13 protein-coding genes are annotated in these 13,580 nt (G+C 47.6%); all 13 read left to right on the forward strand.

Features of this window, described 5'->3' with window-relative positions; genetic code table 11:
• The first annotated feature begins 17 nt into the window (after positions 1–17).
• Positions 18–644 carry an rRNA maturation RNase YbeY gene (gene ybeY / locus WH95_RS08930; protein ID WP_052741891.1) on the forward strand — a complete coding sequence of 209 codons (627 nt, stop codon included), beginning with the start codon at positions 18–20 and terminating at the stop codon, positions 642–644.
• Entirely contained in the window at positions 637–1,578 is a 942-nt protein-coding gene (locus WH95_RS08935) for a hemolysin family protein (protein WP_046505800.1), read from the forward strand. The genes ybeY and WH95_RS08935 overlap by 8 nt, the downstream gene beginning before the upstream one ends.
• Positions 1,579–1,584: 6 nt before the next feature.
• On the forward strand, positions 1,585–3,183 hold the full coding sequence (gene lnt, locus WH95_RS08940; RefSeq protein WP_082114066.1) for an apolipoprotein N-acyltransferase: 1,599 nt from the start codon (positions 1,585–1,587) through the stop codon (positions 3,181–3,183).
• 115 nt (positions 3,184–3,298) lie between these two features.
• Complete coding sequence (locus WH95_RS08945) at positions 3,299–3,781, forward strand: helix-turn-helix domain-containing protein (RefSeq protein WP_046505804.1); 483 nt, start codon at positions 3,299–3,301, stop codon at positions 3,779–3,781.
• Positions 3,782–4,004: 223 nt separating this feature from the next.
• A complete protein-coding gene (metK, locus tag WH95_RS08950) occupies positions 4,005–5,177 on the forward strand; it encodes a methionine adenosyltransferase (protein WP_046505807.1) in 1,173 nt (390 codons plus the stop codon).
• A gap of 27 nt (positions 5,178–5,204) precedes the next feature.
• Positions 5,205–5,912 (forward strand): tRNA (guanosine(46)-N7)-methyltransferase TrmB, encoded by a 708-nt coding sequence (gene trmB / locus WH95_RS08955; protein ID WP_046505810.1) that lies wholly within the window; start codon positions 5,205–5,207, stop codon positions 5,910–5,912.
• Positions 5,913–6,167: 255 nt separating this feature from the next.
• Positions 6,168–6,713: a ribosome maturation factor RimP gene (gene rimP, locus WH95_RS08960; protein ID WP_245622952.1), complete on the forward strand. Its 546-nt coding sequence runs from the start codon at positions 6,168–6,170 to the stop codon at positions 6,711–6,713.
• A 121-nt stretch (positions 6,714–6,834) separates the two neighbouring features.
• Entirely contained in the window at positions 6,835–8,385 is a 1,551-nt protein-coding gene (nusA, locus tag WH95_RS08965; RefSeq protein ID WP_046505812.1) for a transcription termination factor NusA, read from the forward strand.
• 35 nt (positions 8,386–8,420) lie between these two features.
• Entirely contained in the window at positions 8,421–9,068 is a 648-nt protein-coding gene (locus WH95_RS08970; RefSeq protein ID WP_046506176.1) for an RNA-binding protein, read from the forward strand.
• 16 nt (positions 9,069–9,084) lie between these two features.
• Positions 9,085–11,757 carry a translation initiation factor IF-2 gene (infB, locus tag WH95_RS08975; RefSeq protein WP_046505814.1) on the forward strand — a complete coding sequence of 891 codons (2,673 nt, stop codon included), beginning with the start codon at positions 9,085–9,087 and terminating at the stop codon, positions 11,755–11,757.
• A gap of 28 nt (positions 11,758–11,785) precedes the next feature.
• The gene (gene rbfA / locus WH95_RS08980) at positions 11,786–12,238 is read left to right on the forward strand and encodes a 30S ribosome-binding factor RbfA (protein ID WP_046505816.1); all 453 of its coding nucleotides are present in this window, start codon (positions 11,786–11,788) and stop codon (positions 12,236–12,238) included.
• Entirely contained in the window at positions 12,238–13,167 is a 930-nt protein-coding gene (truB, locus tag WH95_RS08985) for a tRNA pseudouridine(55) synthase TruB (RefSeq protein WP_046505819.1), read from the forward strand. Before rbfA ends, truB begins: the two co-directional genes overlap by 1 nt.
• A 35-nt stretch (positions 13,168–13,202) precedes the next feature.
• Entirely contained in the window at positions 13,203–13,472 is a 270-nt protein-coding gene (rpsO, locus tag WH95_RS08990) for a 30S ribosomal protein S15 (protein ID WP_046505822.1), read from the forward strand.
• Positions 13,473–13,580: the final 108 nt, after the last annotated feature.

Consider the following 13,580-nt stretch of genomic DNA (forward strand, 5'->3'; position numbering starts at 1 on the left):
CTCAGAGGGCTTGTTAGATGTCTGATCTGATCATGGCCGAAGCTTTAGAGCGTTCTTTAAGTAATGAAGGCTCTGTCTTTAGATCTTCGGGGTTTGATATTGAAGTTGAGGTTCGGGAACCTCAATGGTCTGATCGGCTTCCTCATCATCAGGCCCTGATCCACCGGGCTGTTGTTGCCGCTTATGTCTTTGCTGGATTTTCTTCCGAAGCTTCTTCATCGGACACGACGCTTATTTCGCAAGCGGAACTATCTGTGGTCTTGGCGAATGACACTTCTGTACAAGCACTGAACAAAGAATACCGGGGTAAAGATAAGCCGACAAACGTACTTTCGTTTTCGACTTTGGATGATCCTGATGAAGCCGATCTTGCATCGCAGCGGGGTGTTTTACCTCTTGGTGATATTGTTTTATCTCTTGAAACCTTGATTTCAGAGGCAAATGAGCAATCTAAAAGGCTTGAAGATCATTTTACGCATCTTTTGGTGCATGGTGTTTTGCATTTGTTGGGGTATGATCACATTGAAGATGATGATGCGCTTGAGATGGAAGGGCTTGAGGTAGAAATTTTGAATAGGCTTGGTGTTAAGAACCCTTATGAGTTTGATGGCGATCGGCTTTTTGAGGGCGCGATAGATGAGTGAAATATCGGGAAATAGTAAATCGCTGCGCGACCAGGATGCAGAAACATCGTCGCGCGGCGGACTATGGAATTGGTTAACACGTAGCTTTGGTTTCAAAAATGGCGATTCCAGTCTTCGCGAGACAATGGAAGAAATCATTGAGGAGATCGAAGGCAGCGAAGATGAGGCTGCGTCATCTACGCCGATTGGTGAAGACGAGCGTGTCATGCTCGGAAATATCCTCAAGCTTCGCCATCTGACCTGTTCGGATGTTATGGTACCCAGGGCTGATATTATCGCTGTGGACCTGGATACATCTATTGGCGATCTTATCGATATGATGAGCCGCGCCGGACATTCAAGACTGCCTGTTTTTCGGGAAACCTTGGACGATGTCATTGGTATGGTTCATATCAAGGATGTTCTGGAATATTCAAAAGGGGCTCGTAATCCCAATCTTGCCAGTATTGTGCGTCGCGTTTTGATCATTGCACCTTCTATGCGGGCTATTGATTTGCTTTTGGAAATGCGCATGTCGCGTGTTCATATGGCCTTGATCGTTGATGAATTTGGCGGAATAGACGGGCTTGTTACCATTGAAGATCTCGTAGAAGAAATTGTTGGAGAGATCGAAGATGAACATGATACCGACGAAGGTCCGCGTTTGTACCCACGCCCGGATGGCTCTTTTATTGCTGATGCGCGGTGCCCAATTGGTGAATTGGAAGAGAAGATAGGTCCGATCTTGACGGATGAAGAGCGTGATGAGGATATCGATACGCTTGGCGGGGTTGTTTTCTGGTTGGCAGACCGCATTCCTGCCAGAGGAGAGTTGATCGAACACGAGGAAACATCCGTTATGTTCGAAGTGCTTGATGCCGATCCACGCAGAATCAAGCGTTTGAAAGTATGGAAAAACACAGCAACAGATAACGAAGAGCAAAAAGAAGGCTAGGCCAGTATGGGTATTGGGCGGGGACTGGCAGGTGTATATAGCCTGAGCAAAAACCTTCAGGAAATCAGAGGTTGGAAGCGCTACGGGATTGCCGTTGTTTTGGGCGGGCTGTCTGCAACCGCCTTTGCGCCTTTGTTTTTTATACCTCTTTTGATACCTGCCTTTGTCGGTCTTTTATGGCTTTGGAAAGGTGCTGAAACCCCTAAAAAAGCAGCCTTTATCGGGTGGGCATTTGGAACCGGATATTTTGCTGTTGGCCTCTATTGGGTTGGCGCAGCTTTTCTGGTTAATAGTGCCCGTCATGCTTGGTTAATGCCCTTTGCGATTCTTGCACTGGCTGCCGGCATGGGGCTTTTTCACCTTCTTCTCGGTTACGTAATGGGCCGCCTGAAGCTTCAGGGAATTGAACGTATCCTCGCTTTTGCGTCCCTATGGCTCTTTATCGAATGGTTTAGGTCATGGATTTTCACGGGATTTCCTTGGAATCTTCTTGGGGCGGTATGGACTTTTTCTGACCAGATGCTTCAGTTTGCGAGTTTGACCGGGGTTTGGGGGTTAAGCCTTCTCACTCTTCTGGTTGCCAGTGTGCCATCGGTACTGTTTGAGGATCCTAAAGTCCCCTTTTCTGAAATGAAACGCCGTGTTGCCTTTGTCTTTCTTGTCTTGTGTGTGCCTGTTTTTGTTTGGGGTTACGGTGCCTTTCGATTAAGCACTGCATCGACAGGTAGCGACGCCTTCGTCGACAACATCAAGATGCGTCTTGTACAGCCTAATATAAGGCAGGCAGATAAGTGGAAACCAGATCTGCGTGGGGAACATATTGTTACACAGATGGGGCTGAGCGCTGGTGAAGGGTTTCAGGACATAACCCATGTAATTTGGGCAGAAACGGCTGTACCATTTTTGTTGTCAGGGGATTCCGAGTTAAGATCAGTTGTATCCAGGGTGGTGCCGCCATCCGGTTATTTAATAACCGGCGCACCCAGAGTGGAAGAGCTTTCGGTTGAAGGGGGTGTTGAGAGACGTTTTCGCAACTCGATGCATGTTCTTGATCGTCGAGGTGAAATTATCGACACCTATGACAAGTTTCATCTGGTGCCTTTTGGTGAATACGTACCATTGAAAGATTGGGTGCCTTTCCTAAAAAAAATGACGGCTGGCAGTTCTGATTTTACACCTGGTGAAGGATTGCGAACGTTGAATGTTCCCGGGCTTCCCGGGGTAAGTATGTTGATCTGTTATGAAATTATTTTCCCGGGTGCTGTTGTGAATTCTTCTGAAAGGCCGGATTGGATACTTAATGCAACCAATGATGGCTGGTTTGGTATTACCAGTGGTCCCTATCAGCATTTTGGTATGGCACAACTCAGGGCTGTTGAAGAAGGTCTTCCGGTGATCCGCGTTGCCAACACTGGCATTTCGGCCTCTATCGATGCTTATGGGCGGGTCGTCAAAAGTCTGGGCCTAGGGGAAAAGGGTATTGTTGATACGGAGCTTCCAAAAAAAATATCTGGGCAGACATTATTTTCTATTCTTGGAAATTTCTCCGTATTGATTCTCATAAGTCTGTTGTTACTACCGATGGTAATTTGGCGTAAAAGGTAGCAAAAAGCCCAAAAAATACACTCTTTTGGTAGAAATAAGTTGACCACATACGATAGTATGCATAATTATACTCGTATAGATGGTTGCTTGTGTGCAGTTTAGAAAGAGTAAAATTATGGGTCGAGTACAAGAAAACGAACCAGTTCGTGGTAAAGGCAAACCAAATCCTGTTGATGTTCATGTTGGAAGCAGAGTTCGATTGCGTCGGACCCTACTAGGCATGAGCCAGGAGAAGCTTGGCGAAGCTATTGGTCTGACTTTCCAGCAGGTCCAGAAATACGAACGCGGAGCAAACCGTGTGGGCGCCAGTCGTTTGTATGACTTGGCACGTGTTCTCGAAGTGCCTGTGGGCTATTTCTTCGCGGATATGCCCGATGAAGTTGCTTCGCAGTCACCTGTTCGCTTGCGCGAAATGAGTGAAGAGAAGGTTGAAGCTTTTGTTCACGAAGCTGATCCAATGGCGAAGCGTGAAACGCTTGAGTTGGTCCGTGCTTATTACAAAATTGTTGACCCACAGGTGCGGAAGCGTCTTTTTGAGATGACAAAAGCCTTGGGAACTGCTGCTGAAGCTGCTTCTGAAGAAGCGGCAAAAGCATAATCCTTTTAGGGCAACAGCAGGAATTATCAGCTTAAATTTTGCTTTCTCAATGAATTGGTAATTTAAGCATTGCATTATAGAGCGCGATCAGGCATTCCTGATCGCGTTTTGCATTATATGCATTTTGCGTTATATAGTGCATTTGGTCGGGCATGGGTCGCATTATCGTTACTTTCCGGTGCCACGATCAATTTTTTTTATAATCATATAGAAAGGGGTTGTCGTGCGACTTGGCAGCTATCTTTTCACAAGCGAGTCCGTGTCTGAAGGGCACCCTGACAAAGTTTGTGATCGTGTATCAGATTCTATCGTAGATCTATACCTCTCTCACGATCCGCAGTCTCGTATTGCGGTTGAGACACTTGCAACAACAAACCGGATCGTTTTGGCCGGTGAAGTTCGTGGTCCTGCTTCGGTAACACCAGATGTAATTGAAGAAGTGGCCCGTCAGGCTGTTCGTGACATTGGCTATGAACAAGACGGTTTTCATTGGAAAAACATGGATGTGCAGAACTTTATCCATGAGCAATCCGTTGATATCGCCCAGGGCGTAGATGCCGCTGGTAATAAAGACGAAGGTGCTGGTGACCAGGGTATCATGTTTGGTTATGCCTGTAAGGAAACCGACGGTTACATGCCTGCGCCGATTTTTTATTCTCATAATATTTTACGGTCACTTGCTGAGGTTCGTCACTCAGGTGAGGAGCCAGGCCTTGGTCCGGATGCGAAAAGCCAGGTAACACTGGAATATGTCGATGGTAAGCCTGTTCGTGCTACATCTGTTGTTGTGTCCACTCAGCATGCTGAGGGTATGGATAATGACCAGATTCGTGAAATCGTTCGTCGGCATGTTGAAAAAGAACTGCCACAGGGGTGGATGTGTTCTGACGACGAATTTTATGTGAATCCAACAGGCCGCTTTGTTATTGGAGGCCCTGATGGTGATGCAGGTTTGACAGGCCGTAAGATTATTGTTGATACATACGGTGGTGCGGCTCCACATGGTGGTGGTGCTTTCTCGGGTAAAGATCCGACCAAGGTTGACCGTTCAGCTGCCTATGCCGCACGGTATCTGGCAAAGAACGTTGTCGGTGCTGGCCTCGCAGAACGCTGCACAATTCAGGTTTCTTATGCGATCGGTGTGTCCAAACCGCTTTCACTTTATGTGAACACTCATGGCACAGGCCAGGTTGATGAGCAAAAACTTCCGGCTGCCCTGATGGATATCATGGATCTTTCGCCGCGCGGTATTCGCGAGCATCTGGCTTTGAACAAGCCTGTTTATGCGCGTACAGCGGCTTACGGCCACTTTGGCCGCCGTCCGGAAGGTGATGGAGGTTTCTCTTGGGAGCGCCTTGATCTTGTGGATAACCTGAAGTCTGCTTTTAACCTTTAAGAGCTGAAGAAGACGTAGAGTAAGAAGATGAGCGATCCTGTTAAGCGTAGTACTTTTTATGGCCGACGACAGGGTCGCCCTCTGCGGAAAAAGGCAACTGAGCTGGTCGAGACGGTTCTGCCAAAAATCCAGATAACACTGGGTGATCCCGAAAACATTGTGCCTTATAAACTGGACGAGATGTTTGGTCGTTCAGGGCAAGAAACATGGCTTGAAATCGGTTTTGGCGGTGGCGAACATCTGGCTTGGCAAGCCGAACACAATCCTGATGTTAACTTGATTGGGGCAGAGTATTTTATCAATGGTGTTGCCAGTTTGCTGGGCCATCTTGATGATAATGGTGCCGAGAACGTTCGTATCTATCGGGGTGATGTACGCGATATGATGCCATTCTTGCCGAAGAATTCTCTCAGTAAAGTTTTTATTCTTTTCCCTGATCCTTGGCATAAAGCCCGACATAACAAACGTCGTATTGTCCAAATCGAAACACTGGATCTGCTGGCTGATTTGCTTGTGGATGATGGTGAGCTGCGGATGGCAACGGATGATATGGGGTATCTGCAATGGATGCTTGAAAGAACTGTTCCTCATCCATTGTTTAGCTGGCAGGCTGAATCAAAAAATGACTGGAACCAGCGCACAGAGGACTGGCCTAAGACCAGGTATGAAGAAAAGGCCCTGAATAAAGGCCTTAAGCCGGGATATTTACGTTTTAAAAGATTGCCGCGCACATAAGTCTTTAAAGTTACCGTTACCTCCTAAATATATGTTAAACAGCGCTTTTCCTGCAGGAATAGAAAAGCGCTTGCACTGGAATGGGGCTAAGGTTACAGTGCGCGCGGGACACACTTTGTTGTAGCCCGCTACATCGAAGTTTTGAAAGCGGGCCTTAAGGCCCATTTTTTGTATCTAAATTCAGCGCCTTTTGTTGGTTTTGTATCTTTATATCAAAGATATAGCTCGGGCGCTTATGCAAACGGAGATGAGTTATTGTTAGACGCTAAAGGGGGTACGATACCTCTTCTTGCCAAAACGAGTGACGGTAAAGCTGCTCAGATAGAGCAGATTATAGCCCCGACTCTGGCGTCTATGGGCTTTGATATCGTTCGTGTTATGATTACAGGTGGTGATGAGCGCAAAACGCTGCAGGTGATGGCTGAACATAGTGATCTTACCCAGATCATGACTGTCGATAACTGTTCAGATATCAGCCGCGCGATTGAAGCTCTTTTGGACGTGGAAGATCCAATTTCAGGGGCTTTTCGTCTGGAAGTTAGCTCACCTGGTATCGACCGCCCATTAACACGCTTGTCGGATTTTCAGCGCTTTGCCGGTTTTGATGCGCGTGTTGAAATGTTGATTAATGTTGATGGGCGCAGACGTTTTAAAGGGCGTCTTCTAGGGGTTGAGGGAGAGGCTATTCACCTTGATCTCGAAGAGGAAGAGGCCGAAGTATATCTGGCTTTTCAGGACATGTCGCGCGCAAAGCTAATTTTGACCGATGAACTGATTGCTGCAGCACAGGCCGGTGGATAACACGCTTGTGAATAATGCGTTGTGGCGAGGTGCTTATATGCCGCGCCATAGGATAAACAAGTAAAGTGATGGTTTAGAAAATAGTTCTGACTGTCATGATAGATTGAGGATTTGAGGGCAAATGGAAACGACTGCTCTTTATAGAACTGAACTTCTTCAGGTTGCTGAAGCTGTGGCTCGTGAAAAAAGCATTGAGCGCGATGAAGTGCTGGATGCAATGGAGCAGGCTATTTCCAAAGCTGGGCGCGCAAAATATGGTCATGAGCGTGATATTCGCGCTGAAATTGACCGTAAAACCGGTGAAGTTAGATTGCGTCGTTATACAGAGGTTGTTGAGGAAGTTGAAAACGAACTGACACAAACAACGCTGAAAGATGCAAGAGTGCGTCAGGCTGATATCGAAATAGGTGAATTTTTCTTTGACGAATTGCCACCAATTGATCTTGGTCGTATTGCGGCTCAGACTGCAAAGCAGGTTATTGTCCAAAAAGTTCGTGATGCAGAGCGTGCCAGACAGTTCCGTGAATACAAGGACCGTGTTGGTGAAGTTATCAATGGTGTTGTTAAGCGGAACGAGTTTGGCAATGTTACTGTTGATTTGGGTAAAGCCGAAGCCATCATGCGCCGCGATGAAACACTTCCGCGTGAAAACTTCCGTAATGGTGATCGTGTTCGTGCCTATATCTATGATGTACGTGAAGAGCCTCGTGGCCCTCAGATCTTTGTTTCTCGTTCTCACCCACAGTTTATGGCGAAGCTTTTCTCACAGGAAGTGCCTGAAATTTATGATGGTGTGATTGAAATCAAAGCTGTTGCCCGTGATCCGGGAAGCCGTGCAAAAATCTCTGTTCTTTCTGAAGATGCATCAATTGATCCTGTTGGTGCCTGTGTTGGTCTGCGTGGTAGTCGTGTTCAGGCGATTGTGACAGAACTTCAGGGCGAAAAGATTGATATTATTCCATGGTCACCTGACGTAGCGACATTTGTGGTGAATGCTTTGGCCCCTGCTGAAGTTTCCAAAGTTGTTCTGGACGAAGATTCAAAGCGTATCGAAGTTGTTGTTCCAGATGATCAGCTATCTCTTGCAATTGGTCGTCGCGGTCAGAACGTTCGTTTGGCCTCTATTCTGACTGGTTGGGATATTGATATCATGACCGACGAAGAGGAATCTCGACGTCGTCAGGAAGAGATCAAACAGCGTTCACAGAACTTCATGGATGCACTTGATGTGGACGATGTGATTTCTCATCTTCTTGTTGCTGAAGGTTTTGAAAGCGTTGAACAGGTTGGATATGTTCCCGTTGATGAACTTGCTGCTATTGAGGGCTTTGACGAGGATATTGCTGAAGAACTTCGCAACCGTGCCCGCACATACCTTGAAGCACATGAAAAAGAATTAGAAGAGTCTCGCCAGAGCCTGGGTGTTCAGGATGACTTGATGTCTGTAGAGGGGCTTTCATCTGAACAGGTGGTTCATTTGGGTGAGCAAGGTATTAAAACTCTGGATGATTTGGCTGATTTGGCTGGTGATGAGCTTGTCGAAATGCTTGGTGAAGAACTTGCACTGTCAGAAGACAAGGCAAATGAAATTATCATGGCTGCACGTGCACACTGGTTTGCAGATGAAGATGCGGCAGCGGCTGGATCTGATGAGTCAGAGGCAAGTGAATAAACAAAACCAGAGGATTAGATACTTTGGTTAAGTCTGTGACAACGAAAAAAGCTGAGGGAAAGAAAAAGGTCAGGAAGAAGCGAAAGAGCGAACCTGAAAGACGCTGTATTGCTTCTGGTGATCTTTTCCCTCAGTCGGCCCTGTTGAAGTTTGTGATTGGACCGGATGGAAATGTAGTACCGGATTTATTCGGAAAACTGCCGGGACGCGGAATCTGGTTGTCTCCAAGCCGGGATATGGTAGAGAAAGCGTGTCATAAACAATTATTCGCTCGTTCGGCTAAAGCGAAGGTCAAAGTGCCCGATGATTTGATCGAGCAACTTGACGCGCAGCTAACGAAACGTTGCCTTGATGCTCTAGGTCTGGCAAAACGTGCAGGACATTTAGTAGCAGGGTTTGAAAAAACGAAAGCTTGGCTTTCTTCAGGGAACGTCAAGATACTTGTACAAGCCGCAGACGCGGCAGAAGATGGGCGCGGTAAAATTCGTGCGTTGGCCAGGGCTATCGATCCTGATTTGCCGATAAACGAAACCTTTACCGGGCATGAGCTAGGGCAAGCGCTAGGCCGGGATACCTGGGTACATGTAGCGCTTAGACCAAGTGGAATCGCTGATAGGTTCGCCGCTGATGTGGCGCGGTTGTTGGCTGTAAGAGGAATTGCGGGACACCCCGCCAAAAAGTAAGTGGACGCCTGAAAGAATGACCTCGAGCAAGGACACCAATAAGAGCAAAAAGCCGCTGACATTAAGCCGGCCGAATACGCTTGAGTTGAAGAAAACTGTAGAAACCGGCCAGGTTAAGCAGAGCTTTAGCCATGGGCGGTCTAAATCCGTTACCGTGGAAGTAAAACGTAGCCGGACATTCGAACGCGGTGAGAGCGGACGTATGGCAGAAGTGACGACGCCGGAACCAAGTTTGACCGAAGCGCCGAAGCCAGAGAAAAAAGCTCCTGCTGCTCCTAAGAAAGCGGCAAAGCTTGCGGCAACGCATGATGATCTGACAAACGCTGAAAAAGCAAAGCGTATGCAGGTTCTCGCGGCTGCACGTGAAGCTGAAGAAAGTAAGAAAAAGGCGGCAGAAGAAGAGAGAATCCGCCAGGAAGAAGAAAATAAACGTAAAGCTGCGATTCAAGCCGAAGAAGACGCTCGTCTTGCCGCTGAAGAAGCTGAACGGGTAAAAGCAGAAGAAGCTGCTGCGCGGGCTGAGAATGCCAAAAGCTCTATGGAAAAAGCTGAAGAGGAAGCGAAAGCTGCTGCACGAGCGACGACTGAAGCCCGTAAGAAGCGTGAGGCTGCAGAGCGTGCGCCGGATAACCGTCAATCCAAGCCGAAGCCAAAATCAAAGAAAAAAGCTAATGTTGCACCTGCTTCCGTTGGTGAAGCCATCGCGAATGAGCTTGGTGGTCGTGTGAAGCAGGGTAACAAACAGAATTTTGTACCCAAGCAGGCGACTGATAAAAATCAGGCGACTACAGAACGTCGTAATAAAGGCAAGCTGACCATTGCAAGTGCGATGGATGAAGATGGGCGCCAGCGCTCTCTTGCTTCTGTGAAACGCCGTCGTCAGAAAAAGCTACAGCAAGAACGCGGTGCGCGTCCTTTGCCGACAAAAGTTTTGCGCGAAGTTATCCTGCCAGAAACAATTACGGTTCAGGAACTTGCCAACCGTATGGCGGAACGCGCGACTGAAGTTATCAAGCAGCTTATGAAGCTTGGCGTGATGGCAACAATCAATCAGACGATTGATGCTGATACTGCTGAATTGGTTGTTCAGGAACTTGGTCACACAATCAAACGTGTTACAGCTGCGGATGTTGAAGAAGGCATTCTTGGTAATCAGGACGAAACCGATGAAGAGCAGCAACCTCGTCCGCCGGTCGTTACCATCATGGGGCACGTGGATCACGGTAAAACATCTTTGCTGGATGCTATTCGTTCAGCGGACGTTGTTCGCGGAGAAGCTGGTGGTATTACCCAGCACATCGGTGCCTATCAGGTAAATCTGGCTTCTGGTAACAAGATTACCTTCCTGGATACACCGGGTCACGCCGCCTTTACTGAAATGCGTCTGCGTGGTGCAACTGTTACAGATATTGTGGTGCTGGTTGTGGCTGGTGATGATGGCATCATGGAACAGACTGTTGAAGCGATTAACCATGCTAAAGCATCTGAAGCGCCGATTATTGTTGCAATCAACAAAATGGATAAGCCCGACGCGAACGCGGATCGTGTGAGACAGGAATTACTTCAGCATGAATTGATCGTCGAAGAAATGGGCGGTGATATTCAGACTGTTGAGGTTTCAGCGAAAACCAAAATGGGTCTCGATAAGCTTGAAGAAGCGATCATGCTACAGGCTGAGTTGCTTGAACTGAAAGCGAATGCAAACCGTGCTGCTATCGGTGCTGTGATTGAAGCCAAGCTTGATAAAGGCCGTGGTTCTGTCGCAACTGTACTGGTTCAAAAAGGAACGCTGAATGTTGGCGATATCTTTGTGACAGGTAGCGAGTGGGGCCGTGTTCGTGCCATGACGAACGAACGCGGACAAAAGCTTAAGTCTGCGGGGCCGTCACTTCCGGTAGAGGTGTTGGGTCTAAACGGTACGCCGAGTGCTGGTGATGACTTCATCGTTGTTGAGAATGATGCCAAAGCCCGCGAAATCGCGGCCTATCGTGAGCAGAAGAAAAAAGATCTTGCTGCTGCGGCAGCTGGTCGTGGTTCGCTGGAACAGATGTTGGCCAAACTGAAAGAAGGTAAGGCGGAAGAACTTCCGGTTATCGTCAAGGCCGATGTTCATGGTTCTATGGAAGCTATCGCAACGAGCTTGCAGAAAATGAACACTGACGAAGTTAAGGTGAACATTCTGCATACTGGCGTTGGTGCGATCAACGAATCCGATATTACCTTGGCTCAGTCTACGGGCGCTTTCGTTATTGCTTTTAACGTTCGTGCAAACCCACAGGCTCGTGAAATGTCCCGCCGTGAAAAGGTGGATATTCGTTATTATTCCATCATCTATAACGTTGTGGATGATGTGAAAGCAGCGATGAGTGGCCTTCTTGAGCCTGAACAGCGCGAGAAATTCACAGGTTATGCCCAGATCCGCGAAGTTTTCAACATTACCAAAGTTGGCAAAATTGCGGGTTGTATGATCACCGAGGGTTCCGTTCAGCGCGGATCCAAAGTTCGCTTGCTACGTGATAACGTGGTTATTCATGATGGTTCTCTGAAAACTTTGCGTCGCTTCAAAGATGAAGTGAAAGAAGTAAAAGAAGGTTATGAATGTGGTATGGCCTTTGAGAACTATTCAGACATTCAAGTGGGTGACCAGATTGAGTGTTACATCATCGAAGAAATCGCACGAGAGCTATAATAGCTCTCGTCAGCGATGAAGGGATGATATGAGTTCCAATAGTAAAAACCGTAGCGGTACACCCCGAAGCCAGAGACAGTTACGCGTCGGCGAAGAAATTCGCCACGCAATGTCAGAGATTCTGAATCGGACAAGCTTTAATGATCCACATTTGGAAGGCGTGATTATCACGATTTCCGAAGTGCGTATTAGTCCTGATCTTAAGAATGCGACCGCCTTTGTTGTGCCTTTGGGTGGGGCTGATCTTGAGGCAGTGACCAAATCTTTGAACAAAGCCAATGGTTTTTTCCGTCGTGAACTAAGCCATATGCTGCGGCTAAGAAGTTGCCCTCGGATTGGCTTCGAACCCGATACCTCATTTGATGAAGCTGCAAAGATTAATACTCTGTTGCAGAGTGACAGTGTTCAGCAAGATCTGCGTCATGATGACGATGATGAGTGGATCGAGTCGCGAGCCGGGGACGACGAAGCGGACAGCTAATGGCCCGTAAGAAAAAAGGTCTTCCTATCCATGGCTGGCTTGTTCTGGACAAGCCACTTGGATTTTCTTCTACACAATTGGTTGGTAAGGCAAGACGAGCGCTTAATGCCCAAAAAGTTGGGCATGGCGGTACGCTTGATCCCTTGGCCAGTGGTTTACTTCCCCTGGCATTTGGTGAGGCAACCAAAACAGTCTCCTATGCAATGGATGGACGCAAAACCTATCGCTTTGCTGTAAAGTGGGGGGAAGCGACTTCTACAGAAGATCGTGAGGGTGAGGTTATTGAAACAAGCCCCGTGCGCCCCCAAAAAAAAGATATACTTCAGGTGCTTACAAACTTTGTTGGCGATGTGGAACAGGTGCCACCGCGTTATTCCGCCATTAAAGTTGATGGTAAAAGAGCTTATGATTTGGCGCGTGATGGCGATGAAGAATTCGAATTGAAATCCCGCATTGTTCGTATTGATCGCTTTGATTTAGTTGATATGCGTAACGAGGATATTGCCGAATTTGAAGTCGACTGTGGCAAAGGAACTTATATCCGTTCGCTGGGCCGTGATCTGGCCAAGGCACTGGGAACCTGTGCTCATATTATCGAGCTACGACGTACACGCGTAGGACCCTTTACCCTGGAACATGCGATTTCACTGGAATCTCTCGAAGAGATCGGGCATAGTCCCGCTGCCGATGAGCTTTTGCTCCCGGTAGAGACCGCGCTGGACGACATCTCGGCGTTGGCCTTATCAGAAACTGAGGCAACCCGCCTTCGTCAGGGTCAAGTGTTATCCATGATAACACGACATGATCTTGACCGGATTGGAGACTTGGTGAACGGGGATGTTTTTCTGGCAACAGAAAACGGAACACCCGTTGCGCTGGCCCGATTTGAAAAAGGTGAGGTGAGATCAGTACGTGTTTTAAATCTCTAGGATTTTCCTAGATAGCTTTTAAAGAAGGAAAAGCGATGTCGATTACGGCTGAGCGTAAGCAGGAACTCATCAAAGAGTTCGCAACTGTTGAAGGTGATACTGGTTCTCCAGAAGTACAGGTAGCTATTCTATCTGAGCGTATCAACAACCTGACTGAACATCTAAAAGATCATAAAAAGGATTTCCATTCCCGTCGTGGTCTTCTTGGATTGGTTGGTCAGCGTCGTCGTCTGCTGGACTATACCAAAAAGAAAAATCAGGGCCGTTATGATGCTCTGATTAAACGTCTCGGCCTTCGCCGCTAAGGCAAAGGAAGTTTCTAGTGACACCCGGTCCACAGCGAATATCATTCCTGTTGGCCGGGTGTACGTTTATTCAAGGACTGGCCAAGGACTGAAATGTGAGAGACTTTC

It is taken from the genome of Kiloniella litopenaei (assembly GCF_000982415.1).
Classification (GTDB): Bacteria; Pseudomonadota; Alphaproteobacteria; order Kiloniellales; family Kiloniellaceae; genus Kiloniella; species Kiloniella litopenaei.

Excerpts from the sequence above, each read along its gene's own strand:
- ybeY (WP_052741891.1), top strand. The coding sequence starts at position 18 with ATGTCTGATCTGATCATGGCCGAAGCTTTAGAGCGTTCTTTAAGTAAT.
- WH95_RS08935 (WP_046505800.1), top strand. The coding sequence starts at position 637 with ATGAGTGAAATATCGGGAAATAGTAAATCGCTGCGCGACCAGGATGCA.
- lnt (WP_082114066.1), top strand. The coding sequence starts at position 1,585 with ATGGGTATTGGGCGGGGACTGGCAGGTGTATATAGCCTGAGCAAAAAC.
- WH95_RS08945 (WP_046505804.1), top strand. The coding sequence starts at position 3,299 with ATGGGTCGAGTACAAGAAAACGAACCAGTTCGTGGTAAAGGCAAACCA.
- trmB (WP_046505810.1), top strand. The coding sequence starts at position 5,205 with ATGAGCGATCCTGTTAAGCGTAGTACTTTTTATGGCCGACGACAGGGT.
- nusA (WP_046505812.1), top strand. The coding sequence starts at position 6,835 with ATGGAAACGACTGCTCTTTATAGAACTGAACTTCTTCAGGTTGCTGAA.
- infB (WP_046505814.1), top strand. The coding sequence starts at position 9,085 with ATGACCTCGAGCAAGGACACCAATAAGAGCAAAAAGCCGCTGACATTA.
- rbfA (WP_046505816.1), top strand. The coding sequence starts at position 11,786 with ATGAGTTCCAATAGTAAAAACCGTAGCGGTACACCCCGAAGCCAGAGA.
- truB (WP_046505819.1), top strand. The coding sequence starts at position 12,238 with ATGGCCCGTAAGAAAAAAGGTCTTCCTATCCATGGCTGGCTTGTTCTG.
- rpsO (WP_046505822.1), top strand. The coding sequence starts at position 13,203 with ATGTCGATTACGGCTGAGCGTAAGCAGGAACTCATCAAAGAGTTCGCA.